We start from the raw sequence: 23875 nt of genomic DNA, 5'->3' as shown, positions 1-23875 counted from the left end.
GGCCCGTCCCGCATTTCTGAGAGGAACCCCTGGTGAGTGACGAGGTGGCACCCGGTTACGTACGGGTGCGGCTGGACCTGTCGTACGACGGCAAGGACTTCTCCGGCTGGGCCAAGCAGCGCGAGGGCCAGCGCACGGTGCAGGGCGAGCTGGAGGACGCGATCCGGACCGTGACGCGGTCCAAGGAGACGTACGAGCTGACGGTCGCGGGCCGTACCGACGCCGGAGTGCACGCCCGGGGCCAGGTGGCGCACGTCGACCTGCCGGCCGAGGTGTGGGCCGAGCACGAGGAGAAGCTGCTGCGCCGGCTGGCGGGGCGGCTGTCGCACGACGTTCGGGTGTGGAAGGTCGCCGAGGCGCCGGCCGGGTTCAACGCGCGCTTCTCCGCGATCTGGCGGCGCTACGCCTACCGGGTGACGGACCATCACGGCGGTGTGGATCCGCTGCTGCGCGGTCATGTGCTGTGGCACGACTGGCCGTTGGACGTCGATGCCATGAACGCGGCCTCGAAGGCGCTGATCGGCGAGCACGACTTCGCCGCCTACTGCAAGCGGCGCGAGGGTGCGACGACCATTCGGACGCTGCAGCAGCTGAGCTGGGAGCGGGACGCCTCCGGCGTCATCACGGCGACCGTGCGGGCGGATGCGTTCTGCCACAACATGGTGCGGTCGCTGGTGGGTGCGCTGCTGTTCGTGGGTGACGGGCACCGGCCGGTGGAGTGGCCGGGCCGCGTGCTGGCCGCCGGGGTGCGGGATTCCGCCGTGCATGTGGTGCGGCCGCACGGGCTCACTCTGGAGGAGGTCGGTTATCCGGCCGACTCCGAGCTGGCGGCTCGTAACCTCGCGGCTCGGAACAAGAGGTCGCTGCCCGGCGCGGGCTGCTGCTAGCGAAAACGGCGGTGGGGCACGGCGAAAAGCCGTGCCCCACCGCCGTTTTCGTATTTAAGCGGGGCAGCTGACCGCCAGGTCGCTGTTGACCGTGAAGTACGGCTTGATGCCGTCGACCTTCGGGTACAGGTCCGTCTTGTTGCGGTCGACGATGTCGCCGACGAGGCGGGCGACCTTGACCGGCTCGCCGTCCGGGGTCAGGCGCAGGGCCAGGTCCCAGACGGTGTTCTCCTCGCCGGTGCCGCGGGCGTGCCGCAGCTCGGCGTAGGGGACGGTCACCCGGAAGGCCGTGCCGCCGACGGCGGTGACCTGCGCGGTGACCGTGTCGGCCGTGTCCGTGCGGGGCGTGGCGACGAGGACCGGCTCGGTGCCGTCGGCGAACTCGGCGCCGTGCAGGGTGCCTTCGACCGTGAGGGCGGTCTCGTCCTGGCGGACGAGGCGGGCCTCGGCGTGGACGGGACGGTTCCAGGCGCGCAGGGCGAGGAAGCCGTCGACCGTCGGGTAGGGCACCCACCAGGTGAAGGGGGCGCCGGGCAGCGGCTCCAGCTCGACCAGGCCGCGGCCCTCGGCGAGGTGGGAGACGACGCGGCGGCGGGCGCCGTCGTCGCCGCGGACGACGTGGAGGTCCCAGCGGCCCTCGCCCAGGCGCAGCTGCTTGCGGTCGAGGACGGCGGTGTACGGGTCCTTCGGGCCGGCCGGTGCCTTCAGGGGCACGGCGACGGGCTTGCCCTCCTTGCGGCGGGTGACCGTGAGGGAGAGCTTCTCGCCGGAGAGGCCCTTGCGGTCGACGGAGACGAGGATGTTGCCGTCGGCGTCGACGCGGCAGGAGGCGGTGCAGCGCAGCGGCTTGCGGACGATCTCCTTGATCGCGGCCTTCACCGGCGGGGTGGAGGGCTTGGCGACGCCGCGGCGCAGCGGGCGGAGGAGCTTGCCGGCGGTGCGGCGCAGCATCTTCGTCAGCGGGACGGGCGCGGGCTTGCGCTCGGCGGGGCCGGAGCCCGCGGGGGCCGCTGCCGGGGCGGAGCCGTCGCGGACCCCGCCGAGGCTCTCGATGAGCTCCTCGTAGCGGCGGGCGATGGCGTCGGGGTGGTAGCGCTCGGCGGAGACACGGGCGGCCTTGCCCATGGCGTGCCGCAGCTCGTCGTCCTCGATGAGCTTGAGGAGGCCCTTGGCGATGGCGTCGCTGTCGAGGTTGGTGACGAGGAGGCCGTCGTGGCCGTCCTTGATGATCTCGCCGGGGCCGTGCGGGCAGTCGGTGGCGACGACGGGGACGCCGCAGTTCATGGCCTCCACGATCGTCATGCCGAAGGACTCCTCGCGGGAGGTGACGGCGGCGATGGAGCCCTTGGCCCACTCGGTCTCGATGGGGGAGTGGGGGCCCATGAGGGTGATGTGCTCGGTGAGGCCGAGCTGGTCGATCTGCTCGCGCAGCTTGGCCTGCTGGGGGCCGCGGCCGTAGATGCGCAGCTTCCAGTCGGGGCGGGCCGCGGCGACGGTGACCCAGGCCTTGACGAGGAGGTCGTAGCGCTTGACGGGGATGAGGCGGCCGGCGGCGACGACGAGCTTGGCGTTGCCGTCGGAGGGCTCGACCTCGGAGGCGGGGACGCCGTTGGGCAGCGCGACGAGCTTGGTCCTGACGCCGGGGAACTGCTCGCGGTGGGTCGCGGCGTCGGCGTCGGAGACGGCGGTGTGCGCGTCGAGGTGCGGGATGGCGCGGTCCTGGGCGGCGCGGATGTTCGGCTCGTGGGTGCCGTAGATCCGGTGCTCCTGGCCGATCCGCAGATAGCGGTCCTGCCCGAATTCGGCCAGGTACATCACGAGGCCGGGGCGGGTGGCGATGACGACGTCGGCGTCGGTGCGGGCGAGGTGCTCGGCAACGCGCTTGTCGGTCAGGGCGTTGAAGTGGGCGCCCTTGGCCTCGACGGGCGGGATGTGGGCGCTGTCCTGCTCCAGGAGCGGGTTGTCCCGGTCGGCGCCGGTCTCGGCGCGGGTGTCGATCAGGTGGACCAGCTTCACCTTGCGGTGCAGGGGGAGCTTGGGTGTGCCACCGGTCCTGTGGATGGACACGATCTCCACGTCGTGCCGGGCGGCGAGCGCGCCGGCGACGTTGAAGGTGGAGCGGATCGTGCCGCCGATGCCGTAGGCGTTCTGCAAAAGGAAAGAGATCTTCATGGCGGTGTGTGCGCGGCGCTACGGGCGGCGCGTCCGTCCTTCCCCCTGGCCTGGGTGTGCGGGTCTCCCCTGTCGGCCGGATGCTTCGGTGGTCCGGTCCGATCCGTCGGTTAAGACCGTTGGGAGGGATTTCGGTTGCCTGTCGAGGCTACATTGTGGCTTGAGTCACGTCGCTTACGTCAAGGGTGAGATCGTTCTCCTCCGCACGTGGAGTCCGTCCGTTTGTTCGGGCGAGCGAACTGTAGGGGTAGTCGCGACGCTTCCGTCAAGCGGTGCATCGAACGGCAGTCCAGAGGGTAACCGGGTGGCCGGGCGTGGCGCGGGGACGGACCTCGCAGGCGCTGGGAGGCTGGGCCCTGTGAAGGCGATGGTGGCGGTCTCCGCGGTCGTGGCCCTCGGGCTGACGGCGGGATGCGGCGGCAGTGGCGGCGACGGCGGACTCGACGGCAACGGTGGCTCCGGCGGAGGAGGCGGCCGCGGCGGCGGCCGCGGCGAGGCCAAGGACACGCGCGGTGCCGTGCGCATACTGAGCTCCGCCCAGCTCAGGCATGTCGAGCTGGGGCCGCGCGAGGTCCCCGGCTTCCAGATCGAACGCGCGGGCAGCTGGGCCGCCGGCGGCGGGCGCCCCGTCGCCGACGACGTCTCCTGCCGGCCCCTCGTCGAGGCCCTCGGCTCCCGGCCCCGGCCCGCGCCGGCCGCGTCCGTCGTCAACACCTTCGCCAAGGCCGGCGAGGACCTCGACTTCGAGGGCCTCATGGGGATGATCCGCGTCTCCACCTACCGCGGCGACGGCGCGGTCTCCACGCTCGACGGGCTGCGGTCCGCCGCGGCCGGCTGCGCGGGCGGCTTCCGCATGCGCACCGGGGAGGGCGAACCCCAGGAGTTCCGGGCGGTCCGGACGCTCACGGCGCCCCGGCTGGGGGACGAGGCGGTCGCCTACCGGCTGGAGAACGCTGCGGAGCGGGCGCCGAGCCTGATCACGGTCGTGCGCTCGGGCGCCACGCTCGCGATGTTCTTCGCCACCAGCCTGTCCGACCCCGAGGACGTCGAAATCCCACCGGAACTCGTCGACGCGCAGATCGCCAAACTGGAACGCGCAGAACAAAAGGCCCCCACGGTGCCGCCGCCCTCCTCACCGATGGCGGTGGGGGAGGGCGGGGAGGCGGGGGACGGGGGCGACGGCGGGTGACCTGCGCCGTCCCGGCAGGTCAGGTGCGCACCCCTTTGCCTTGAATCCGCCGCGCGGGTGCGCTGCACGGCGGTGCCGTACGGGCTGGGGCGGGTTCGGCGCCGCCGGACTGCCCGGCGGGGGCTGAGCGCCGTTGCGGCGGGATTTTCTCTGCCTGCGGCAGGGCGGCGCTGCGCTGGGCCGGCGCCCGCCGGAGCCCCCGGCGGGTGCCTGCCCGCCCGGCTGCCTAGGCCTGCTTCTTGTTCGCCGGGGACGGGGTGGCCGTGGCCACCGATGCCGCCGCCTGGGAGTTCGCCCGGGCCATGATGCGGCGGAAGGTGTAGCCCGCCACGTCGCGGCCCGCCTGCAGGGCGTCCTTGTCGTCGTCGGGGACGGCCTTGCCGTTGAGGTAGCCGGCCACGGTGAAGTACGCGTAGCGCCCCTCCGCATTGGCGGTCAGGCGGCAGGCCGTGGCCCGGCAGAAGGAGGGGCCGTCGCCCGGGAGCGAGGCGATGTTCCCCGTGGACTGCTCCTTGGCCTTGTCGGCCGCGGCCTTCGTGTCGAAGACGGCCACGCCGACCGTCACCGCCACCCCGTCCCGCTTGTACGTCGCCCGCAGCACCTTCCGGCAGCCGTTGTCGGCGAGGACGGAGCCGAGCCCGCCCTGCGTCGCCGAGGCGCAGTCCTCGGTCGTGGCCGTGTCGACGCGGTCGTACTTGCGCTTGTCGAGGGAGGGCTTGCTGTGCGGGAAGAGCGTCTTCGTGCTGAGCGGCGCCTTGTCCTTGTCCGCGCCGGCTATGAAGTCGCGCGGGTTGGGCGGAGGCGGCGGCGCGACCTGCGAGAACGACGGCTCGGGCGAACCGGAGGAGCTCGGCAGCTTCTGCGGCGACGGCAGGCCGGAGGCGGATTTGCCGCCCTTGTGCGAACCGACGACGAGGGCCGCCACGGTGCCGGCGACGGCGACCGTGGCCAGCGCGCCGCCGCCGATCAGCAGCCACTTGCGGCGCCGGCCGCGGGCTGCGGTGGTGTCGGCGAGGGCGTCCCAGTCGGGGGTCTGCGAGGCCTGGCCCGGGGCGGAGGCCCACGGCGCGGGCGGGGCGGGCGGCACGGGCTGCTGGGGCGCCGGCTGCGTCTGCGGCTGCGCCTGCTGAGGCAGGGGGTGCGGCTGCTGCTGCGCGGGCGGCTGCTGCGGCTGCTGCGGCGACAGGTCCGGCGGCGGCCCGAACTGCCCGGCCGGCGGCATCGGCTGCGAGCCCGGCTGTGAGCCCGGCGGCGGCCCCGGGGGCGGACCCGGCTGCTGGTTCGGCTGCTGCGGATCCCCCGGGGGCCCGTACGGCCCTGCCTGCCCAAAGCTCATGGCGTGCATCGTAAACCGCGAAAACGTGTTGGTCGCCCCTTCGGCGAGCAGGGAGAATCCTGCCCATGGGACATGTGGAAGCGGCACATCTGGAGTACTACCTCCCGGACGGGAGGGTGCTCCTCGGCGATGTCTCCTTCCGCGTGGGCGAGGGCGCCGCGGTCGCCCTCGTCGGTGCCAACGGCGCCGGCAAGACCACGCTGCTGCGCCTGATCGCCGGCGAGCTGCAGCCGCACGGCGGCGCGGTCTCCGTCAGCGGCGGCCTCGGCGTGATGCCGCAGTTCGTGGGCTCGGTGCGGGACGAGCGCACGGTCCGTGACCTGCTGGTCTCCGTCGCCCAGCCCCGGATCCGGGAGGCCGCGAAGGCGGTCGACGAGGCCGAGACCGCGATCATGGAGCGTGATGACGAGGCCGCGCAGATGGCCTACGCGCAGGCCCTCTCCGACTGGGCCGAGGCCCGCGGCTACGAGGCCGAGACCGTGTGGGACATGTGCACCATGGCCGCGCTCGGCGTCCCGTACGAGAAGGCGCAGTGGCGCCAGGTGCGCACGCTCTCCGGCGGCGAGCAGAAGCGGCTCGTCCTGGAGTCCCTGCTGCGCGGCACGGACGAGGTCCTGCTGCTCGACGAGCCGGACAACTACCTGGACGTCCCCGGCAAGCGCTGGCTGGAGGAGAAGCTGCGCGAGACGAAGAAGACGGTCCTCTTCGTCTCCCACGACCGCGAGCTGCTGGCCCGCTCCGCCGAGAAGATCATCAGCGTCGAGCCGGGCCCGGCGGGCAGCGACGTCTGGGTGCACGGCGGTGGCTTCGCCACGTACCACGAGGCGCGCAAGGAGCGCTTCGCCCGCTTCGAGGAGCTGCGGCGGCGCTGGGACGAGAAGCACGCCCAGCTGAAGAAGCTGGTGATCACGCTGCGGCAGGCGGCCGCCGTCAGCCACGAGATGGCCTCGCGGTACGCCGCGGCGCAGACCCGGCTGCGGAAGTTCGAGGAGGCGGGCCCGCCGCCGGAGCCGCCCCGCGAGCAGGACATCCGGATGCGGCTGCGCGGCGGCCGTACCGGCGTGCGCGCCCTGACCTGCGCGGACCTGGAGCTGACCGGCCTGATGAAGCCGTTCGGCCTGGAGGTCTTCTACGGCGAGCGGGTGGCGGTGCTGGGCTCGAACGGCTCCGGCAAGTCCCACTTCCTGCGGCTCCTGGCCGGGGAGGACGTGGCGCACACGGGCGAGTGGAAGCTGGGCGCCCGCGTCGTGCCGGGGCACTTCGCGCAGACCCACGCCCACCCGGAGCTGCTGGGGCGCACGCTCGTCGACATCCTGTGGACGGAGCACGCCAAGGACCGCGGCGGGGCGATGTCCGCCCTGCGGCGGTACGAGCTGGAGAAGCAGGGCGACCAGCCCTTCGAGAAGCTCTCGGGCGGCCAGCAGGCTCGCTTCCAGATCCTTCTCCTGGAGCTGGCGGGTACGACGGCCCTGCTCCTGGACGAGCCCACGGACAACCTGGACCTGGAGAGCGCGGAGGCGCTTCAGGAGGGTCTGGAGGCGTACGAGGGGACGGTGCTTTGCGTCACACACGACCGCTGGTTCGCTCGCTCGTTCGATCGTTTCGTGGTCTTCGGCGCGGACGGGCGGGTCCGGGAGGTTCCCGAGCCCGTGTGGGACGAGGGGCGCGTGGCGCGTAGCCGGTAGTGGGCCGGGTGGCCGTGCTCCGGCGCCGGTGAGACCATGTGTTTTGACCCCGCCGGTGGGCGCCCGGTACTCTACGAGTTCGTTATGCGTATTGGCTTGGTCGTTCTCACGCGAGGGGCCCTTACGCTTGCCCACCAGAGTGGCCGCCAGCGGCATGCACCCGGGTTGCGTCCCCGGAGTGCGTCCCTCGCAGGCAGCCGCCTCCGGCGGGCCGTGTCAGGACCCACTCACTGAAGAAGCGAAGGCTACGACCGTGCGTACGTTCAGCCCCAAGCCCGGCGATGTCCAGCGCCAGTGGCACATCATCGACGCGCAGGACGTCGTCCTGGGCCGTCTGGCCTCTCAGGCCGCCAACCTCCTGCGTGGCAAGCACAAGCCTGTGTATGCGCCGCACATGGACATGGGTGACTTCGTCATCATCATCAACGCCGACAAGGTTCACCTGTCCGGCAACAAGAAGACCCAGAAGATGGCCTACCGCCACTCCGGTTTCCCGGGCGGTCTGCGTTCGGTTCGTTACGACGAGCTGCTCGACAAGAACCCGGAGAAGGCCGTCGAGAAGGCCATCAAGGGCATGGTTCCCAAGAACTCCCTGGGCCGTCAGATGCTCTCGAAGCTGAAGGTGTACTCGGGCAGCGAGCACCCGCACGCCGCCCAGCAGCCGGTCCCGTTTGAGATCACCCAGGTCAAGCAGGGCTAGTCCCGGCCACACCGCCGAACCAGACAGAAAGCATCTGAGGAGAATCGTGGCTGAGACCACCGCCGAGACCCCCCTTGAGACCGAGGGCGTCGAGGAGTACACCACCGAGACCGAGGTCGTTGAGTCGGAGTACACCTCCGAGTCCCTCGCGTCCCGCTTCGGCGACCCGCAGCCGGCCGCCGGCCTGGGCCGTCGCAAGAACGCCATCGCCCGCGTCCGGATCGTTCCGGGCTCCGGCAAGTGGAAGATCAACGGTCGCACCCTTGAGGACTACTTCCCCAACAAGGTGCACCAGCAGGAAGTCAACGAGCCCTTCAAGGTGCTCGAGCTCGACGACCGCTACGACGTCATCGCCCGCATCTCGGGTGGCGGCGTCTCCGGCCAGGCCGGCGCCCTGCGCCTCGGCGTGGCCCGCGCGCTGAACGAGGCGGACGTGGACAACAACCGCGGCCCGCTGAAGAAGGCCGGCTTCCTGAGCCGCGACGACCGTGCGGTCGAGCGCAAGAAGGCCGGTCTCAAGAAGGCCCGCAAGGCCCCGCAGTACAGCAAGCGCTAATCACGCGGCTTCGCTGCTTCTGCTCGAACGCCCCGGCGGCACGCTCCGTGCCCGCCGGGGCGTTTCGGCTATCGGTCACCCGGGACGTATCGGCGTATACCTGAAGTCAACGTTCCGGTTCCGGACCCGACACTTTTGTTTGCGGGGCCCGTTCACAGGCAGGCCCCGTATCCGCGCGTTTTTCGGAGGACACCAGTGGGACGACTCTTCGGTACGGACGGTGTGCGCGGCGTCGCCAACGCCGATCTGACGGCCGAGCTCGCACTCGGCCTGTCGGTCGCTGCGGCGCATGTGCTCGCCGAGGCGGGGACGTTCGAGGGCCACCGCCCGGTGGCCGTCGTGGGCCGTGATCCGCGCGCTTCGGGGGAGTTCCTGGAGGCCGCCGTCGTGGCCGGCCTGGCCAGCGCCGGCGTCGACGTGCTGCGGGTGGGCGTGCTGCCCACGCCCGCCGTCGCCTATCTGACGGGCGCCCTCGGCGCGGACCTCGGCGTGATGCTCTCCGCGAGCCACAACGCCATGCCCGACAACGGCATCAAGTTCTTCGCTCGCGGCGGCCACAAGCTCGCCGACGAGCTCGAGGACCGCATCGAGCAGACCTACCGGGCGCACGCCTCCGGCGAGCCCTGGGACCGTCCCACCGGTGCCGGCGTCGGCCGCGTCCGCGAGTACGACCAGGGCTTCGACAACTACGTCGCCCACCTCATCGGCGTCCTCCCCAACCGCATGGACGGGCTGAAGGTCGTCATCGACGGCGCCCACGGCGCCGCGGCCCGCGTCTCCCCGGAGGCGTTCGCCCGCGCCGGTGCCGAGGTCATCACCATCGGCACCGAGCCCGACGGCCTCAACATCAACCACGAGTGCGGCTCCACGCACCTGGACAAGCTGCGTGCCGCCGTCGTCGAGCACGGCGCCGACCTGGGCGTGGCGCACGACGGCGACGCCGACCGCTGCCTGGCCGTGGACCACAAGGGCGACGAGGTCGACGGCGACCAGATCCTCGCCGTCCTGGCCCTCGCGATGCGCGAGGCGGGCTCGCTGCGCAAGAACACCGTCGTCGCGACCGTCATGTCCAACCTGGGCTTCAAGCTGGCCATGGAGCGCGAGGGCGTCGAGCTGGTGCAGACGGCCGTCGGCGACCGCTACGTCCTGGAGGAGATGAAGGCCCACGGCTTCGCCCTCGGCGGCGAGCAGTCCGGGCACGTCATCGTCCTCGACCACGCCACGACCGGCGACGGCACCCTCACCGGCCTGATGCTGGCCGCCCGGGTCGCCGCCACGGGCCGCTCCCTCGCGGACCTGGCCGCCGTCATGGAGCGCCTGCCGCAGATCCTCATCAACGTCCGCGACGTCGACAAGACCCGGGTGAACTCCTCCGAGGAGCTCGCCGCGGCCGTCGCCGACGCCGAGGAGCAGCTGGGCTCCACCGGCCGCGTGCTGCTGCGCTCGTCCGGCACGGAGCCGCTGGTGCGCGTGATGGTGGAGGCAGCCGACATCGAGCAGGCGCGGACCGTCGCGCAGCGGCTCGCCGACGCGGTCAAGTCGGCCCTGGGCTAGGCCGGTATTCCGCCGACGCTCGCCGTTGCTGCGGGCCTTCTCTTCCGCCGCAACGGCGAGCAACCGGGAAGGTGCCTTCTCGGTGCCGGACCGGCCTGTGCCGGCTCGGCACCGCCGGCCTCCACCGCGGTGGCTGCTCGCCGTTGCTGCGGCGGAGGGAAATGCCGGGCGTAGCCCGCATGCGCGGCCTCGTGCCCGGGGCCGTCAGCGTTTCCGGACGGCCTCCGCCGCGGAGCGGTGTCGCGCCCAGAACCACTTCTGGGCGAGCAGCGTGAGCGTCCCGGCCGCGATGATGCCCAGCAGGTTCAGCGCCAGCTGGATGGCCGAGCCGCGAGTCTCCGACCAGTCCCCGTACGACAAGGCGACGGCCGCGTTCGCCGCGGCCGGCACCGTCGTCACCGAGATCGCCACGCCGATCAGCGCCCCCGACTTCGCCGAGGTCAGGGAGAGGATGCCGGCGATGCCGGCCAGGAACGCCACCACGAAGGAGAAGGCGTCCGGCTGCCAGATGAAGGACGTCTGGGGGCGGGGGGCCAGGAACTTCGCCTCGTGGAAGAGCCCCAGCGTGTCCATCAGGAGGCTGAAGCCGCCGGTCAGCGCCATCGCCACGGGGAAGCCCACGAGCAGCGCGCCCATCGACCGCCAGGCCAGCCGGGGCGCCCGCCGCACGATCGCCGTGCACAGCCCGGCCAGCGGGCCGAACTCCGGGCCCACCGCCATCGCGCCCACGATCAGGATCGCACTGTCCATGATCACGCCGCAGGCGGCCAGCATCGTCGCCACCGTCAGGAACGCCAGGAACGTGACGGTGAGCGTCGACTCCTCGTGGGTCTCCTCGACCAGCGACTCCCACACGATCGCGTCCGCGCCCGAGCCGGGCGCGGCCAGCTCGGCGTGGCGCGCGCGCCGGGACAGGCTCAGGTCGATCTCCTCGACCGAGACCGCGCCGACCTCCGGCAGCCCGCTCGCACGCAGCGCGTCCAGCAGCTCGTCGGCCGCCTCGCGCGCCACGTCGCACAGCACGATGTCACCGTGCGGGTCGCGGCTCGCGCCGGGGAAGACGGCCAGATGGGTGGCGCCCACCGTCTTCTCGACGAGGGCGACCACGTCGTCGGTGCGCGCGGGCGGGCAGATCATCCGCAGGTGGAGCATGGCTGTCCCGGTGTGCTCGGTGGCCGTCAGAGCTTGCGCAGCGACAGTCGCTGCACCTTGTGGTCCGGTCCCTTGCGCAGGATCAGGTTCGACCGGCCGCGCGTGGGGGCCACATTCTCCAGCAGGTTGGGCTTGTTGATGGTGCGCCAGTTGCGGCGCGCGTAGTCCAGGGCCTCCTCCTCGGAGACCTGGGTGTAGCGCCGGAAGTAGGAGTCGGGGTCGGTGAAGGCCGTCGCGCGCAGCTTCTTGAAGCGCTCGTAGTACCAGCGCTCGATGTCCTCGGCGCGCGCGTCCACGTACACGCTGAAGTCGAAGAAGTCGGCGAGTCCGACGCGGGTGCGGCCGTCCTTGCCGGGCAGGGCCGGCTGGAGGACGTTGAGGCCCTCGATGATCAGGATGTCGGGGCGGTGCACGGTCAGCTTCTCGCCGGGCACGATGTCGTAGATCAGGTGGGAGTAGACGGGGGCCGAGACCTCGTCCTTGCCCGCCTTCACATCGGCGACGAAGCGGGTCAGGGCGCGCCGGTCGTAGGACTCGGGGAAACCTTTCCGCGACATCAGGCCGCGGCTCTGCAGCTCGGCGTTGGGCAGCAGGAAGCCGTCCGTGGTGACCAGCTCCACGCGCGGGTGCTCGGGCCAGCGGGCCAGCAGCGCCTGCAGGAGGCGCGCGGTCGTCGACTTGCCGACGGCCACGCTGCCCGCGACGCCTATGACGAAGGGCGTGCCGGGCTGGGAGCCGTGCCCGTCGCCCACGTCGCCCAGGAAGGTGTTCAGCGTGCCCCGCAGCCGGCTGGTGGCCTCTACGTACAGGTGCAGCAGCCGGGACAGGGGCAGATAGACCTCCCGCACCTCGTCCAGGTCGATGACGTCCCCGAGGCCGCGCAGCCGCTCGACCTCGTCGGCTGTCAGCGGCAGCGGGGTGTTCTCCCGCAGGGCGCTCCACTCGGCGCGGGTCAGGTCCACGTACGGGGACGAGTCCGCGCGGCGGCGCTGCGGCGGCTGGTCTGTGGTGGTCGGCACGGGCCCATTGTGCGCGGGTCGCGCCCGGCGCTCACTTCCGGGTGGCGGGAGCGGGTGTTCTTGTGGGTTTTGCGTGACTCGTACGGCGGGTAACGGGGCGCAACGGTGGGTGAACTTTCACCGACCTCTATACCTACTGACCGGTCAGGCAATACGTTCCGCTCGCGGGCCGCACGCGTACACGCCCCCCCCACGCGGCCGCATCACGCTAGGGATGCCGTGTTGTCTGTGTTCGCCCTCGCCCTCAGAAACCTGCGCCGGAGAACCGCCGAGGCCGAGCGGGAGGACTTCGCCGCCCGCGTCTGCGCCGAGCTGGCCGACGACCTGCCCGACGAGGACCTCACCCCGGACCTCGGCGACTGCCTCGACCGCTACGAGCTCGGCAGCAAGCCGCGCTGCGAGGAGGTCGAGTACCTGGAGATGGTGCAGGACGCCATCGACAGGATCGAACGGGGCTGCTGAAGGCGGTTGTGCCGTTGCCGCCACGAGCGGGGCCTCCCGCGCCGTACCCTGCTCCGCATGTGCGGAATCGTTGGCTATGTGGGAGGGCAGTCCGCCCTCGACGTCGTATTGGCGGGGCTGCGGCGGCTGGAGTACCGCGGCTATGACTCGGCCGGGGTCGCGGTGCCGGCCGACGGCGGTCTCGCCGCCGCGAAGAAGGCGGGCAAGCTCGCCAACCTGGAGAAGGAGCTGTCCGACCGGCCCCTGCCGTCCGGCCCGACCGGCATCGGTCACACGCGCTGGGCCACGCACGGCGCGCCCAACGACGCCAACGCCCACCCCCACCTGGACAACGCGGGCCGTGTCGCCGTCGTCCACAACGGCATCATCGAGAACTTCGCCGAGCTGCGCGCCGAGCTGGCCGAGCGCGGCCACGCCCTCGTGTCGGACACCGACACCGAGGTCGTCGCGCACCTGCTGTCCGAGTCCTTCTCCTCCTGCGGCGACCTGGCCGAGTCGATGCGTCAGGTCTGCCGCCGGCTGGAGGGCGCGTTCACGCTTGTCGCGGTGCACGCGGACGAGCCGGACGTGGTGGTCGGCGCGCGCCGCAACTCCCCGCTCGTGGTCGGCCTCGGCGACGGCGAGTCCTTCCTCGCCTCCGACGTCGCCGCCTTCATCGCCCACACCCGCGAGGCCGTCGAGCTCGGCCAGGACCAGGTCGTGGAGCTGCGCCGCGACGGCGTGACCGTCACCGGCTTCGACGGGTCGCCCGCGGACGTCCGTCCGTACCACGTCGACTGGGACGCCTCGGCCGCCGAGAAGGGCGGCTACGACTACTTCATGCTCAAGGAGATCGCCGAGCAGCCGAAGGCCGTCGCGGACACCCTCCTGGGCCGCATCGACGCCGCGGGGACGCTGTCGCTGGACGAGGTGCGGATCCCGGCGTCCGCGCTGCGCGAGGCCGACAAGATCGTCATCGTGGCGTGCGGCACGGCGTACCACGCGGGGATGATCGCCAAGTACGCGATCGAGCACTGGACCCGCATCCCCTGCGAGACGGAGCTGGCCAGCGAGTTCCGCTACCGGGACCCGATCCTGGACCAGCGGACGCTGGTGATCGCCATCAGCCAGTCCGGCGAGACCATGGACACCCTGATGGCCCTGCGGCACGCGCGGGAGCAGGGCGCGAAGGTCCTCGCCATCTGCAACACCAACGGCTCGACGATCCCGCGGGAGTCGGACGCGGTCCTGTACACGCACGCGGGCCCGGAGGTGGCCGTCGCGTCGACGAAGGCGTTCCTGACCCAGCTGGTGGCCTGCTACCTGGTCGCGCTGTACCTGGGCCAGGTGCGCGGCACCAAGTGGGGCGACGAGATCGTCTCGGTGATCCGCGAGCTGTCGCAGATCGCGGGGCAGGTGGAGGAAGTCCTGGAGACCATGGAGCCGGTCCGTGAGCTGGCCCGCTCCCTGGCCGACAAGAACACGGTGCTGTTCCTGGGCCGCCACGTGGGCTACCCCGTGGCCCTGGAGGGCGCGCTGAAGCTCAAGGAGCTCGCGTACATGCACGCGGAGGGCTTCGCGGCCGGCGAGCTCAAGCACGGGCCGATCGCGCTGATCGAGCGCGACCTGCCGGTGGTGGTCGTCGTGCCGTCGCCGCGCGGACGGTCCGTCCTCCACGACAAGATCGTGTCGAACATCCAGGAGATCCGGGCGCGCGGCGCACGGACGATCGTGATCGCCGAGCGCGGCGACGAGGCGGTGCGGGCGTACGCCGACCACCTCATCGAGATCCCGGAGACGCCGGTGCTGCTGCAGCCGCTGGTGGCCACGGTGCCCCTGCAGGTCTTCGCGTGCGAGCTCGCCACGGCCCGCGGCAACGAGGTCGACCAGCCGCGCAACCTGGCGAAGTCGGTGACCGTCGAATGATCGTCGGAGTCGGCATCGACGTCGCCGAGATCGACCGCTTCGACGCCGCCCTGAGGCGTACGCCCGGGCTGGCGGCGCGGCTGTTCGCGGACGGGGAGCTGTACCTGCCGAGCGGGGAGCGGCGCGGCATCGCGTCCCTGGCGGTCCGCTTCGCCGCGAAGGAGGCCGTGGCCAAGGCGCTGGGCGCGCCGGGGAACCTGCTGTGGACGGACGCCGAGGTGACGACGGAGAGCAGCGGCCAGCCGCGGCTGGTGGTCAGGGGCACGGTCGCGGCGCGGGCGGAGGAGCTCGGGGTGACGTCGTGGCACGTGTCGCTGAGCCATGACGCGGGGGTCGCTTCCGCTGTGGTGATCGCGGAGAAGTGAAGTAGGGCCGCGGAGAAGTGAGGCCGCGGAGAAGTGAGGCCGGGCCCGCCGGCTTGCCGGGCTCCGGCGGTGTGGAACGGGCATCGGTTCGCTGCGCGCGCATGGCGTGCGAACGGCCCCCGGGACGGGGGCCGTTCGCGGCCTCACTGTCAGAAGGCAGGAGTACGGTTTCCGTGTCACGTCAGAAACGGAGCCACGTATGCCCCCGCGCAATGACGAGCACACCGGCGCGCGCATCGCCCGCGCGCGCAAGGTCCGGCGCCTGACCCAGCGCGAGTTGTCGGACCTGGCCCATGTCTCTTACAGCACCCTGACCAAGGTCGAGCAGGGTGCCCTGCCCGCGAGCCCGTCGGTCATCGGGGCGCTGGCCCGGGCGCTGTCCCTGCCCGTCACCGAACTGACCGGCCAGCCCTACCTCGACGAACTGCGGGCGGACCAGCTGGACGGGCTGATCCAGCCGATCCGCGAGGCGCTGGACGTCTACGACCTCGGGCCCGACCCGGATGTCACGCCCCGCCCCTTGGCGGAGCTGGAGGCGCAAGCCGAGGAGCTGTGCGCCATGGTCCGTGCGACGAACATCAAGCAGGTCGCCGCCGCCCTGCCCGGGCTGATCCACGAGGCCACCACGGCGGCGCACGCCTCTCCCGGCGACCGCAGCTGGCGCGTCCTGGCCAGCACGTACCGGACGGCGTACGACGTGACCACGAAGCTCGGCTTCCTCGACCTCTGCACGGTCGCGCTGGACCGGTTGGAATGGGCTGCGCAGCGCGCCTCGGACCCGGTTCTCGGCGGAATGCGCCAGTACCTGCGCGCCTTGGCCTACCTCCGCGCCAGTGACTACCGCACGGGCAAGCGGCTCGTACAGCTCGGCATGTCCACCTTGGAGCAGGCCGAGGCAGACCGGGTGCGCGACGTCGTCACGGGCCAGCTGCACCTGGGCGCCGCCGTGCTCGCGGGCCGCGACAAGGACGGGGACGCCGCCACGGGCCATCTGGACGAGGCGCGGCGGATCGCTGAGCGCACGGGGGAGGCCGGGAAGGTGCACTGGCTGTCCTTCGGGCCGACCAACGTCGGGGCGCACCACGTGAGTGTTCTCGCCGAACTGGACCGGTACCCGGAGGCCGTGCGCGCGGCCGAGGAGACGGCGATCCCGGACGCCTGGCCGCCGTCCCGCCGGGCACACCACTACACCGAGGTCGCCCGGGCCGAGCTGTGGACCGGCCGCACGGATGCGGCCTTCAGGAACCTGCAGCTGGCCCGGAAGGTGGCACCGCAGCAGACGCGCTACCACCCGACGGTGCGGGAGACGTTCGCAGGGCTGGAGTCGGCGAAGCGGCGGATGCCCGAGACGTTCAGCAACTACGGGGCCTGGCTGGGCAGGTGACGCACGGCGAGGTGATGGCCGGAGCTATCAGCAACCCCTGGTAGTTCCGGCCCTGTTGTGTCGCCACTCTGTGGTGGTCGGAGGACCCCCGCGACCGCGCGAACGGCCCGGGGGCATGGCCAACGCCACCGTAGGAGCGTCGACATGCGCAACGCTATCCGCCGCCTCGCCGCCCGGCTGAGGATCGGTCGCAAACCGGCCGCGCAGGAGCCCGCGGCCTCGGCCCCGGCGGCCTCGGCCGCACTGGACGCCCCGCCTGCCCCGCCCGCACCGGGCACCCCCGTCGCCCCGGCCGTACCCCCGGCCGCCCAGGGGAGGCCCGCCGCGTGCGGCATCTACGTGTGGGCGACGGCCCACGGAATCGACCTCAGGCCCAGGCATTCCCTGCTCACCTGCACGTGTTCGACCCGCGCGGAACGCGCGACGCCCGCCGTCGGGGCGCGCGAAGGTCGCGGAGGCGAACCGCGCGAGTCGGTGGGGGAATGGTGCGGGCTGTGATTAGTGGGATCGGGCCGTGAATGCCGTGCGCATCGGCTTGCTGTTGATGATCAGGACGACGCCGGCCAGGAGGACGCCGCACACGGCCTGCTCCACCTTCAGCCATGCCGGGAACGCGCCCGGCAGCGCGACGATGACGGCGATCGCCACCGTCATGCCCCCCGAGGACAAGCGCAGCCGGAGGTAGGAGCGGCTGTGGCCGCGGGCGGTCCGGGCGGCGAACGAGGCCATGAGCAGTGACGCGGCGACGACGATGCTCGCCCGGACCCAGACGGCGTCGGTCACGAGGTCGTGGTGGTTGCGCAGCAGGACGACGGCGATCAGGGTGCACAGGCTGAGGCCCGCGTAGCAGCCGATGAGCAGTTTGGTGCTGCGTAACGACCGCTGGATACGGGGGTGGTTGAGGCCTTCGACGGAGCTGTGCGTCGCCATGGTGATCCTTTCGCTTCCCTGAGGGGTCGCTATCAGGATCCGTTCCGCTTGCTGTCCGATCATCGTTCACTCGGACGAGACGCGGCCCGCCCGGCCTCGGGGGCCTGCCCGGGGTCGTCCCGTAGGGGGCTCGGCCGGGCCGCGCGGGTGCGGGCGCGCGGCCCGGAGGGGCTAGTCGCTGATGCAGACGTTGCCGGAGGCCGGGTTGAGCAGGCCGACGACGTCGAGGGTCAGGGAGCACAGGTTGATGGGCACGTAGATGGGGATCTGGATCGTGTTGCCCGAGATCACGCCGGGCGACTTGTGCGCGGTGCCGACCGCGACGCTGTCGGCGCTGGCCGCGCCGGCACCCGCGGCGGCGAGGAGCGTGGCGGTGGCGGCCGCGCCGGCGGCGGCCTTGGCGGTGGGTGTCATGGGAACTCCCGGGGATGGGGGGTGATGTGCGGGCAAGTCTCGCGCATACTTCTCCCTTTTTGTCTCATTTGCCGCTTGTGCCGTATTCAACCGCCGGTAAATCCGTTGTTGACTCTTCAGCGACCGGAGACTCCAAGGTGAGGGACATGGACGACGACACCTCGTACTCCCCGCACTCCCCGTATTCCCTGCACTCCCTGCACTCCATCGGGGAACTGGCCCGGCTGACCGGGCTGACGGTCAGGACCATCCGGTTCTGGTCCGACACGGGCGTGGTGCCGCCGACCGACCGCACACCCGCGGGCTACCGCCTCTACGGCCCCGACGCGCTCGCGCGCCTCGGCCTCGTGCGGACGCTGCGCGACCTCGGCGTGGGGCTCCCCGTCATCCGGCAGGTGCTGGAGCGGGAGATCACCGTCTCCGAGGTCGCGGCCGTCCACGCCGAGGCCCTGGACGTGCAGATCCGCACCTTGCGGTTGCGTCAGGCCGTGCTGCGGGCGGTGGCCGGGCGCGGGTCGACACCGGAGGAGATGGAACTCATGCACAAGCTCGCAACCCTGTCCGAACAGGAGCGGCGCCGCCTGATCGACGCATTCATCGACAGCACCTTCGAAGGCCTGGACGTCGACCCGGACTTCCTCGCCTCGATGCGCGACGGCATGCCCCGCCTGCCGGAGGACCCCTCGCAGGAGCAGCTCGACGCCTGGGTGGAACTCGCGGAGCTCGTCCAGGACGAGGACTTCCGGGCAGGAATCCGCCGGGCGGCCGAGGACCAGACGCGCGCCTGGCAGGAGTCCGGGCGGCCCGACGGCGAGCGGACGAAGCACGCCGCGCAAGTGATCAAGGAGCGTACGGCCGAGGCGCGGAAGGCCGGGATCGCCCCGGACAGCCCCGCGGCCCGGCCGTACGTCGACGAGCTCGCCGCCGCCCTCGCGGAGGTGTCGCGCCGCGAGGACGGGCCGGAGTTCCGGGCCTGGCTGCTGGAGCGGCTGGAGACCGGCAACGACCCGCGCTACGGCACATACTGGCGGCTCGTCGCCGTGATCAACGGCTGGGCGCTGCCGGACATGGATCCGGCCACGGAGTGGTTCACGGCTGCGGTCCGGGCGGCGGTACGGGGGTAGGGCAGGCCGCGGCCTGCGTAGGGCACGCCGCGGCCTCGGCGAACTCGTCGAGGCCGCGGCCGCCCGCCCGCACGGGCGCAGGGGTCCCGGAGCTGCCATTCGTACTTGCGCGGAACCTCCTGTCACGACACTCCTCCTGACGTATCGTCGGTTGGCGGAAGCGCGGTCGGAGGAGACAGTGGTGCACCCGGCGAAGGAACGCATTGCAGCGGTGTTCGGACGGAGTCAGGGCAGCGGATACCTCCTCGCCCCGAACCTGGTGCTGACCGCCGCACACGTGGTCGGGGACTGTGCGCACCCACGGGCCGTCGTCCCCGGCGGCGTCGGGCAGGTGCGCTGCAAAGTGGTCTGGGCGCGCGACGACAACCGCCGCTGCGACGTCGCCCTGCTCGTCGGCGAGCGGGACCTCGTCCCCGAGGACGTCGCCGAAGCCTTCGAACCCCTCGTCTGGGGCCGCGCCTACGACCTGAGGATCTGGCCCGGCGCCCAGGCCGTCGGCTTCCCGCACGTCCAGCGGGACGAAGCCGGCGAGCTCGACACCGAGCAGGTCGTCGGCTCCCTCAAGCCGGGCAGCAACCTGCTCAGCGGCCGGCACGTGCTCGACAGCGAATACGGGCCCCCGCAGCCGCCCTCCGACGGCGGTTCGCCGTGGGCCGGGATGTCCGGCGCCGCCGTCTTCGTGGACGGCCTGCTCGCCGGCGTGGTCTGCGCCGACCCGAACGGCTGGCGGCACGGGCGGCTCACGGTCACCCCGTCCGCCACGCTCTGGCAGGACTTCGCGTTCCTCAGCGAGTGCCTGCTCGTGGGCCACAAGCCCGAGTCCCGCTCCCTCGCCTCGCCGCGGCAGCTGGAGATCGAGGCCTTCGAACGGCGCCTGCGCGACTACATCGTCGAGAAGTCCGGCGAACTGACGATCATCGGCCTGACCCTCTCCGACGGCGAGGGCGAGACCTGGCCCCTGGACGCCGCCTACCTGAGCCTGGAGCTGACCGGCGGCGCGGCGCGCGGCGCGGGCGGCGCCGGGGCCAGGGCGATGGCCGAGGCCAGGGCGATGGGGGAGTGGCTCCCCGAGAACTCCACGCCGTCCCCCAAGCGTGCCGAGGAAGCCCTCGCCGGCCGCCGCCGCGTGCTCCTGCGCGGCGCCGCCGGCTCCGGAAAGACGACGCTGCTGCAGTGGCTCGCCACCATCACCGCCCGCGGCGACCTGCCGCCCGGCCTCGGCCACCTCAGCGGCTGCATGCCGCTCACCCTCCCCCTGCGTACGCTCATCCGCCGCGGCGAACTCCCGCAGCCCGAGGAGTTCCTGGCCACGGCCGCCGGCCCGCTCGCCGGGCTGCCCGCCGCCCAGGGCTGGGTGACCCGCAGGCTCACCGAAGGCACCGCGCTGCTGCTGATCGACGGCGTGGACGAGGTTCCCGAAGCCGACCGCCGCCGCACCCTGACCTGGGTGAAGGACCTCCTCGCCGCCTACCCCGACGCCCGCTACGTCATCACCACCCGCCCCTCCGCCGTCCGCGAGGGCTGGCTCGCCGACGCCGGCTTCACCGAGCTCGAACTGCTCCCCATGAGCCGCGGCGACGTCGTCTCGTTCATCGACCGCTGGCACGACGCCGCGGGGGCGCACCACCACGAGCCCCTGCGCGCCTTCCGCGACTCCCTCACCACCGCCGTCGTCACCAAGCGCGACCTCGGCATGCTCGCCACCAACCCCCTGATGTGCGCCCTGATCTGCGCCCTCAACCGCTCCCGCAAGGGCTATCTCCCGCACGGCCGCATGGAGCTCTACCGCGCCGCCCTGGAGCTCCTGCTCGTCCGGCGCGACCGCGAGCGGGGCGTGGTGGTCGGCGAGGACGGACCGGAGCTGGAGCACGCGCAGCAGGTGGCCCTGCTGCAGAAGATCGCCTACTGGCTGATCCGCAACGGCCGTTCGGTCATCGAGTGGCACAAGGCCGTCGAGATCCTCGACCGGGCCCTCCCCGCCATGCCGGCCGTGGCCGCCCGCGGCAGCGCCGAGGACATACTGCGCCACCTCGTCCTGCGCAGCGGCCTCCTGCGCCGCCCCACGAACGAGACCCTCGACTTCATCCACCGCACCTTCCAGGACTACCTCGGCGCCCAGGCCGCCGTGGACGACTGGGACTTCCACGTCCTGGTCCACCACGCCCACGACGACCAGTGGGAGGACGTGCTGCGGATGGCGGTCGGCCACGCGCCGCCGCGGGCTCGTGCGGAGCTTTTGCGCTTGTTGCTGGAGCGGGGCGACAAGGAGCCGGACAACCGCGCCCGCCTCCACCTCCTCGCCGCGGCCTGCCTCGAACATGCGACGGAGGTCGACTGGGAGATCCGGGCGCGGGTCGAGAAGGCGGCGGGGGAGCTCGTACCACCGCGCGACCTGGAGGCGGCGAAGTCGCTCGCCGCGGCGGGGCGGGTGGTCCTGGACCTGCTCCCCGGGCCGGAGGGGCTCTCGGACGACGTCGCGCACGCGGTGGTCGTGGCGGCGACGACGGTGGCTGATGAGAAGGCGGTGCCGCTGCTTTCGCAGTACGTGGATCACCCGCATCAGCAGGTGCGGGCGCAGCTCGCGTGGGCGTGGGACCGCTTCGGGACGGAGGCGTACGCGGAGGCGGTGATCCGGCGGCTGACGTACGAGGACGGTCTCGACTTCGTGGTGAAGTCACGGGAGCACCTGGCCGTGCTGAAGCGGCTGGGAGGACGGCCGGGGGTGCAGATCCGGGGCCGGGAGGCCGCCGAGGACCTGGCCGACCTCGCCACACCGGTGCTGTCGGAGCTGGCCTTCCGGGATGTGGGCGCCGGTGTCGACCTGCGGGTGCTTCGCGACTGCCCGCCGCTGCGGACCCTGCGGGTCATAGGAGCGCCGGGGGTCCGCGCCCTGGATGCGCTGGACGGGAGCGCGCTGCAGAGCCTCCACCTGTGGCTGGACGACTGGCCGGACGGGCTGGGCGTCTTGCGCACCATGACGGAGCTGCGAGATCTGTCGCTGTACTGGGTGGGCGCAGTGGACCGGCCCCCGTCCTTCGAGGTGCCTTTGCCGGCCGGGCTCCGGGACCTCTATCTCGGCCCCGGTGCCTCGGCCTTCGCGGAGCTGCCCGGCCTGGCAGATCACCCCGCGCTCGAACGGCTGGTGTTCCACGACAGCGGCGGCGCCCGCAGGCGCCTTCCCCTGGAGTCCCTGCCCGCGCTGCGGCGCCTGCGAATCTACGAGGAAGACCTGCAGGACCTCGCGGAGGCGGAGCCTCTGCCGCAGGTGAACGAGCTCCACCTGAACGAGGCCTTCGGCTTCGCCGGCCTCGGCCAAGTAGCGCGCGCCTACCCCGGACTCAACAGAATCCATCTCGTCGACCCCGTGCTCGAAGGGGGCGGGTCGCTCGACCTGGCCCCCCTCGCCGACCTGGGCCCGGTGAAGGTGCTCGTCGATCACCCGGGTCCGGTCATCAACCAGGATGCCCTCGCCGCCGGCTCCGAACTGACCCTCATCGCCGATCGGAAGTGAGTACTCCCCTCCAAGCCCCCCGCAACTCCTCCGCCACCCCCATCGCCGTCAGCGGCGCAGCCCCCTGTTCGCGCGCCGCGAGCCCGTGCAGATACGCGCCCACCGCCGCCGCGTCCCACCCCGGCAGCCCCGCCGCCAGCAGCGACCCGGTGAGCCCCGACAGGACGTCGCCGCTTCCGGCCGTGGCCAGCCACGGCGTCCCCGTCGGGTTGACGCGGACCGTGCGGCGGCCGTGGCCGGGGCCGCCCCTGGAGGCGATCAGGGTCGTGGAGCCCTTGAGGAGGGCGGTGGCGCCGTAGTGTCCGGACAGGGCGCGGACGGCCGCCAGGCGCCCGGATTCGACCCGGTCGCGCGAGACGCCCAGCAAGGCCGCCGCCTCCCCGGCGTGCGGGGTCAGGACGGTCTCCGCCGCCCGGCCCCGTACCGCGTCGGCCGGCATCAGCCGCAGCCCGTCCGCGTCCACGAGCACCGGGACGTCGGAGGCCAGCACGTCCTCCAGCGCCTGCCGGGCCTCCGCGCCGTCGCCGAGGCCGGGGCCGACGACCCACGCCTGGACGCGGCCCGCCTTCGACGGGGGGCCCGCCGAGACGAGGGTCTCGGGGAAGCGGGCGATCACGGCGTCCGCGGCCGGGCCGGCGTAGCGTACGGCGCCCGCGCCGCCGTGGAGGGCGCCCGCGACGGCGAGGACGGCCGCGCCGGGATAGCGGGCCGAGCCGGCGACGACGCCGACGACACCGCGCCGGTACTTGTCGCTCTCCGCGGCGGGCTGCGGCAGCAGCGCGGCGACGTCGGCGTGCTGCAGGGACTCGACGTCGGGCCGGGCGGGCAGCTGCAGCCCGATGTCGACGAGCCGGAGGGCGCCGGCGTGCTCACGGGCGGGGTCGACGAGGAGGCCGGGCTTGTACGCGCCGAAGGTGATCGTCGCGTCGGCGCGTACGGCGGTGCCGCGTACCTCCCCGGTGTCGGCGTCGACGCCGCTCGGCAGGTCGACGGAGACGATGATCGCGCCGCCGTCGGCGGCGGCGCGGACGAGCTGGGCGGCGTCGGGGCGCAGGCCGCCCTTGCCACCGATGCCGACGATCCCGTCGAGGACGAGGTCCGCGCCGCGCAGGGCCCGGTCCGCGGCCTCGGCGGAGGCGATGCGGCCCCCGGCCGCCAGCAGGGCGGCGAGCCCGGCGGCGTGCGCCCGTTCGGGCGCGACGAGCACGGCGGTCACTCCGGCGCCGCGCCGGGCGAGCCGGGCCCCGGCGTAGAGGGCGTCGCCACCGTTGTCGCCGCTGCCGACGAGCAGGGCGATCCGTGCCCCGTACACCCGCCTGAGCAGCCCGGCGCAGGAGGCGGCGAGCCCCGCTGCCGCGCGCTGCATCAGGGCGCCGTGGGGGAGCTGTGCCATGAGCGCGCGCTCGGCGGCCCGTACGGTCTCGACGCTGTAGGCAGTCCTCATGCCCTCAGTCTCACCACCGGACGCCCCGCGCGCTCCCGATAAAGACACCCGGAAAGACCCACCGAAATGACCCCCCGAAATGACAG

The 23875-nt window shown here is 72.5% G+C and carries 20 protein-coding genes; 13 read left to right on the top strand and 7 right to left on the bottom strand.

Going from position 1 to position 23875, the window contains the following annotated elements:
- Window positions 1-32 precede the first annotated feature (32 nt).
- The gene (gene truA, locus FGW37_RS13940; protein WP_179081372.1) at window positions 33-887 is read left to right on the top strand and encodes a tRNA pseudouridine(38-40) synthase TruA; all 855 of its coding nucleotides are present in this window, start codon (window positions 33-35) and stop codon (window positions 885-887) included.
- Between the two features lie 54 nt (window positions 888-941).
- Here truA and FGW37_RS13935 read toward each other — a convergent pair whose 3' ends face one another.
- Complete coding sequence (locus FGW37_RS13935) at window positions 942-3059, bottom strand: glycosyltransferase family 4 protein (protein WP_179081371.1); 2118 nt, start codon at window positions 3057-3059, stop codon at window positions 942-944.
- Window positions 3060-3417: 358 nt separating this feature from the next.
- On the opposite strand from FGW37_RS13935, the gene FGW37_RS13930 reads away from it, so the two are divergent.
- Window positions 3418-4248, top strand: coding sequence for a hypothetical protein (locus FGW37_RS13930; RefSeq protein ID WP_179081370.1), 831 nt, complete (start codon window positions 3418-3420; stop codon window positions 4246-4248).
- Between the two features lie 226 nt (window positions 4249-4474).
- On the opposite strand, the gene FGW37_RS13925 is transcribed toward FGW37_RS13930, so the two are convergent.
- A complete protein-coding gene (locus tag FGW37_RS13925) occupies window positions 4475-5584 on the bottom strand; it encodes a hypothetical protein (protein WP_246430386.1) in 1110 nt (369 codons plus the stop codon).
- Window positions 5585-5649: 65 nt separating this feature from the next.
- Here FGW37_RS13925 and FGW37_RS13920 point away from each other — a divergent pair, with 65 nt between their 5' ends.
- The 4 genes from FGW37_RS13920 to glmM all read left to right on the top strand — a co-directional run bounded on the left by FGW37_RS13920 (window position 5650) and on the right by glmM (window position 10079).
- Window positions 5650-7269, top strand: coding sequence for an ABC-F family ATP-binding cassette domain-containing protein (locus FGW37_RS13920; RefSeq protein ID WP_179081369.1), 1620 nt, complete (start codon window positions 5650-5652; stop codon window positions 7267-7269).
- Window positions 7270-7522: 253 nt separating this feature from the next.
- On the top strand, window positions 7523-7969 hold the full coding sequence (gene rplM / locus FGW37_RS13915) for a 50S ribosomal protein L13 (protein WP_030368385.1): 447 nt from the start codon (window positions 7523-7525) through the stop codon (window positions 7967-7969).
- Window positions 7970-8015: 46 nt separating this feature from the next.
- On the top strand, window positions 8016-8525 hold the full coding sequence (gene rpsI / locus FGW37_RS13910; protein WP_058046811.1) for a 30S ribosomal protein S9: 510 nt from the start codon (window positions 8016-8018) through the stop codon (window positions 8523-8525).
- Window positions 8526-8720: 195 nt separating this feature from the next.
- On the top strand, window positions 8721-10079 hold the full coding sequence (gene glmM / locus FGW37_RS13905) for a phosphoglucosamine mutase (RefSeq protein ID WP_179081368.1): 1359 nt from the start codon (window positions 8721-8723) through the stop codon (window positions 10077-10079).
- Window positions 10080-10283: 204 nt separating this feature from the next.
- Here glmM and FGW37_RS13900 read toward each other — a convergent pair whose 3' ends face one another.
- Window positions 10284-11231, bottom strand: coding sequence for a DUF389 domain-containing protein (locus FGW37_RS13900; protein ID WP_179081367.1), 948 nt, complete (start codon window positions 11229-11231; stop codon window positions 10284-10286).
- A gap of 26 nt (window positions 11232-11257) precedes the next feature.
- On the bottom strand, window positions 11258-12250 hold the full coding sequence (gene coaA / locus FGW37_RS13895) for a type I pantothenate kinase (protein WP_179081366.1): 993 nt from the start codon (window positions 12248-12250) through the stop codon (window positions 11258-11260).
- 228 nt (window positions 12251-12478) lie between these two features.
- On the opposite strand from coaA, the gene FGW37_RS13890 reads away from it, so the two are divergent.
- The 5 genes from FGW37_RS13890 to FGW37_RS32990 all read left to right on the top strand — a co-directional run bounded on the left by FGW37_RS13890 (window position 12479) and on the right by FGW37_RS32990 (window position 16864).
- A complete protein-coding gene (locus FGW37_RS13890) occupies window positions 12479-12712 on the top strand; it encodes a hypothetical protein (RefSeq protein ID WP_246430789.1) in 234 nt (77 codons plus the stop codon).
- A gap of 57 nt (window positions 12713-12769) precedes the next feature.
- Window positions 12770-14617 (top strand): glutamine--fructose-6-phosphate transaminase (isomerizing), encoded by a 1848-nt coding sequence (gene glmS, locus FGW37_RS13885; RefSeq protein ID WP_179081365.1) that lies wholly within the window; start codon window positions 12770-12772, stop codon window positions 14615-14617.
- On the top strand, window positions 14614-14982 hold the full coding sequence (locus FGW37_RS13880; protein ID WP_179081364.1) for a holo-ACP synthase: 369 nt from the start codon (window positions 14614-14616) through the stop codon (window positions 14980-14982). Before glmS ends, FGW37_RS13880 begins: the two co-directional genes overlap by 4 nt.
- Window positions 14983-15181: 199 nt before the next feature.
- Window positions 15182-16366, top strand: coding sequence for a helix-turn-helix domain-containing protein (locus tag FGW37_RS13875; protein ID WP_179081363.1), 1185 nt, complete (start codon window positions 15182-15184; stop codon window positions 16364-16366).
- 144 nt (window positions 16367-16510) lie between these two features.
- On the top strand, window positions 16511-16864 hold the full coding sequence (locus tag FGW37_RS32990) for a hypothetical protein (RefSeq protein WP_218650582.1): 354 nt from the start codon (window positions 16511-16513) through the stop codon (window positions 16862-16864).
- On the opposite strand, the gene FGW37_RS13865 is transcribed toward FGW37_RS32990, so the two are convergent.
- Both FGW37_RS13865 and FGW37_RS13860 read right to left on the bottom strand, forming a co-directional pair.
- Complete coding sequence (locus FGW37_RS13865; protein ID WP_179081362.1) at window positions 16865-17296, bottom strand: hypothetical protein; 432 nt, start codon at window positions 17294-17296, stop codon at window positions 16865-16867.
- A 171-nt stretch (window positions 17297-17467) separates the two neighbouring features.
- The gene (locus tag FGW37_RS13860; protein ID WP_179081361.1) at window positions 17468-17710 is read right to left on the bottom strand and encodes a chaplin; all 243 of its coding nucleotides are present in this window, start codon (window positions 17708-17710) and stop codon (window positions 17468-17470) included.
- A gap of 146 nt (window positions 17711-17856) precedes the next feature.
- On the opposite strand from FGW37_RS13860, the gene FGW37_RS13855 reads away from it, so the two are divergent.
- Both FGW37_RS13855 and FGW37_RS33860 read left to right on the top strand, forming a co-directional pair.
- On the top strand, window positions 17857-18834 hold the full coding sequence (locus FGW37_RS13855; RefSeq protein WP_179081360.1) for a helix-turn-helix domain-containing protein: 978 nt from the start codon (window positions 17857-17859) through the stop codon (window positions 18832-18834).
- Between the two features lie 211 nt (window positions 18835-19045).
- Window positions 19046-22345 (top strand): serine protease, encoded by a 3300-nt coding sequence (locus FGW37_RS33860; RefSeq protein WP_179081359.1) that lies wholly within the window; start codon window positions 19046-19048, stop codon window positions 22343-22345.
- On the opposite strand, the gene FGW37_RS13845 is transcribed toward FGW37_RS33860, so the two are convergent.
- Window positions 22326-23789, bottom strand: a complete 1464-nt coding sequence (locus FGW37_RS13845; RefSeq protein ID WP_179081358.1) for an NAD(P)H-hydrate dehydratase — start codon at window positions 23787-23789, stop codon at window positions 22326-22328. The two genes, FGW37_RS33860 and FGW37_RS13845, sit on opposite strands and share 20 nt — an antisense overlap.
- Between the last annotated feature and the right edge of the window lie 86 nt (window positions 23790-23875).

This window comes from Streptomyces rectiverticillatus (assembly GCF_013394065.1).
Taxonomy (GTDB): domain Bacteria; phylum Actinomycetota; class Actinomycetes; order Streptomycetales; family Streptomycetaceae; genus Streptomyces; species Streptomyces rectiverticillatus.
This window is presented reverse-complemented; position numbering and strand designations above follow the sequence as displayed.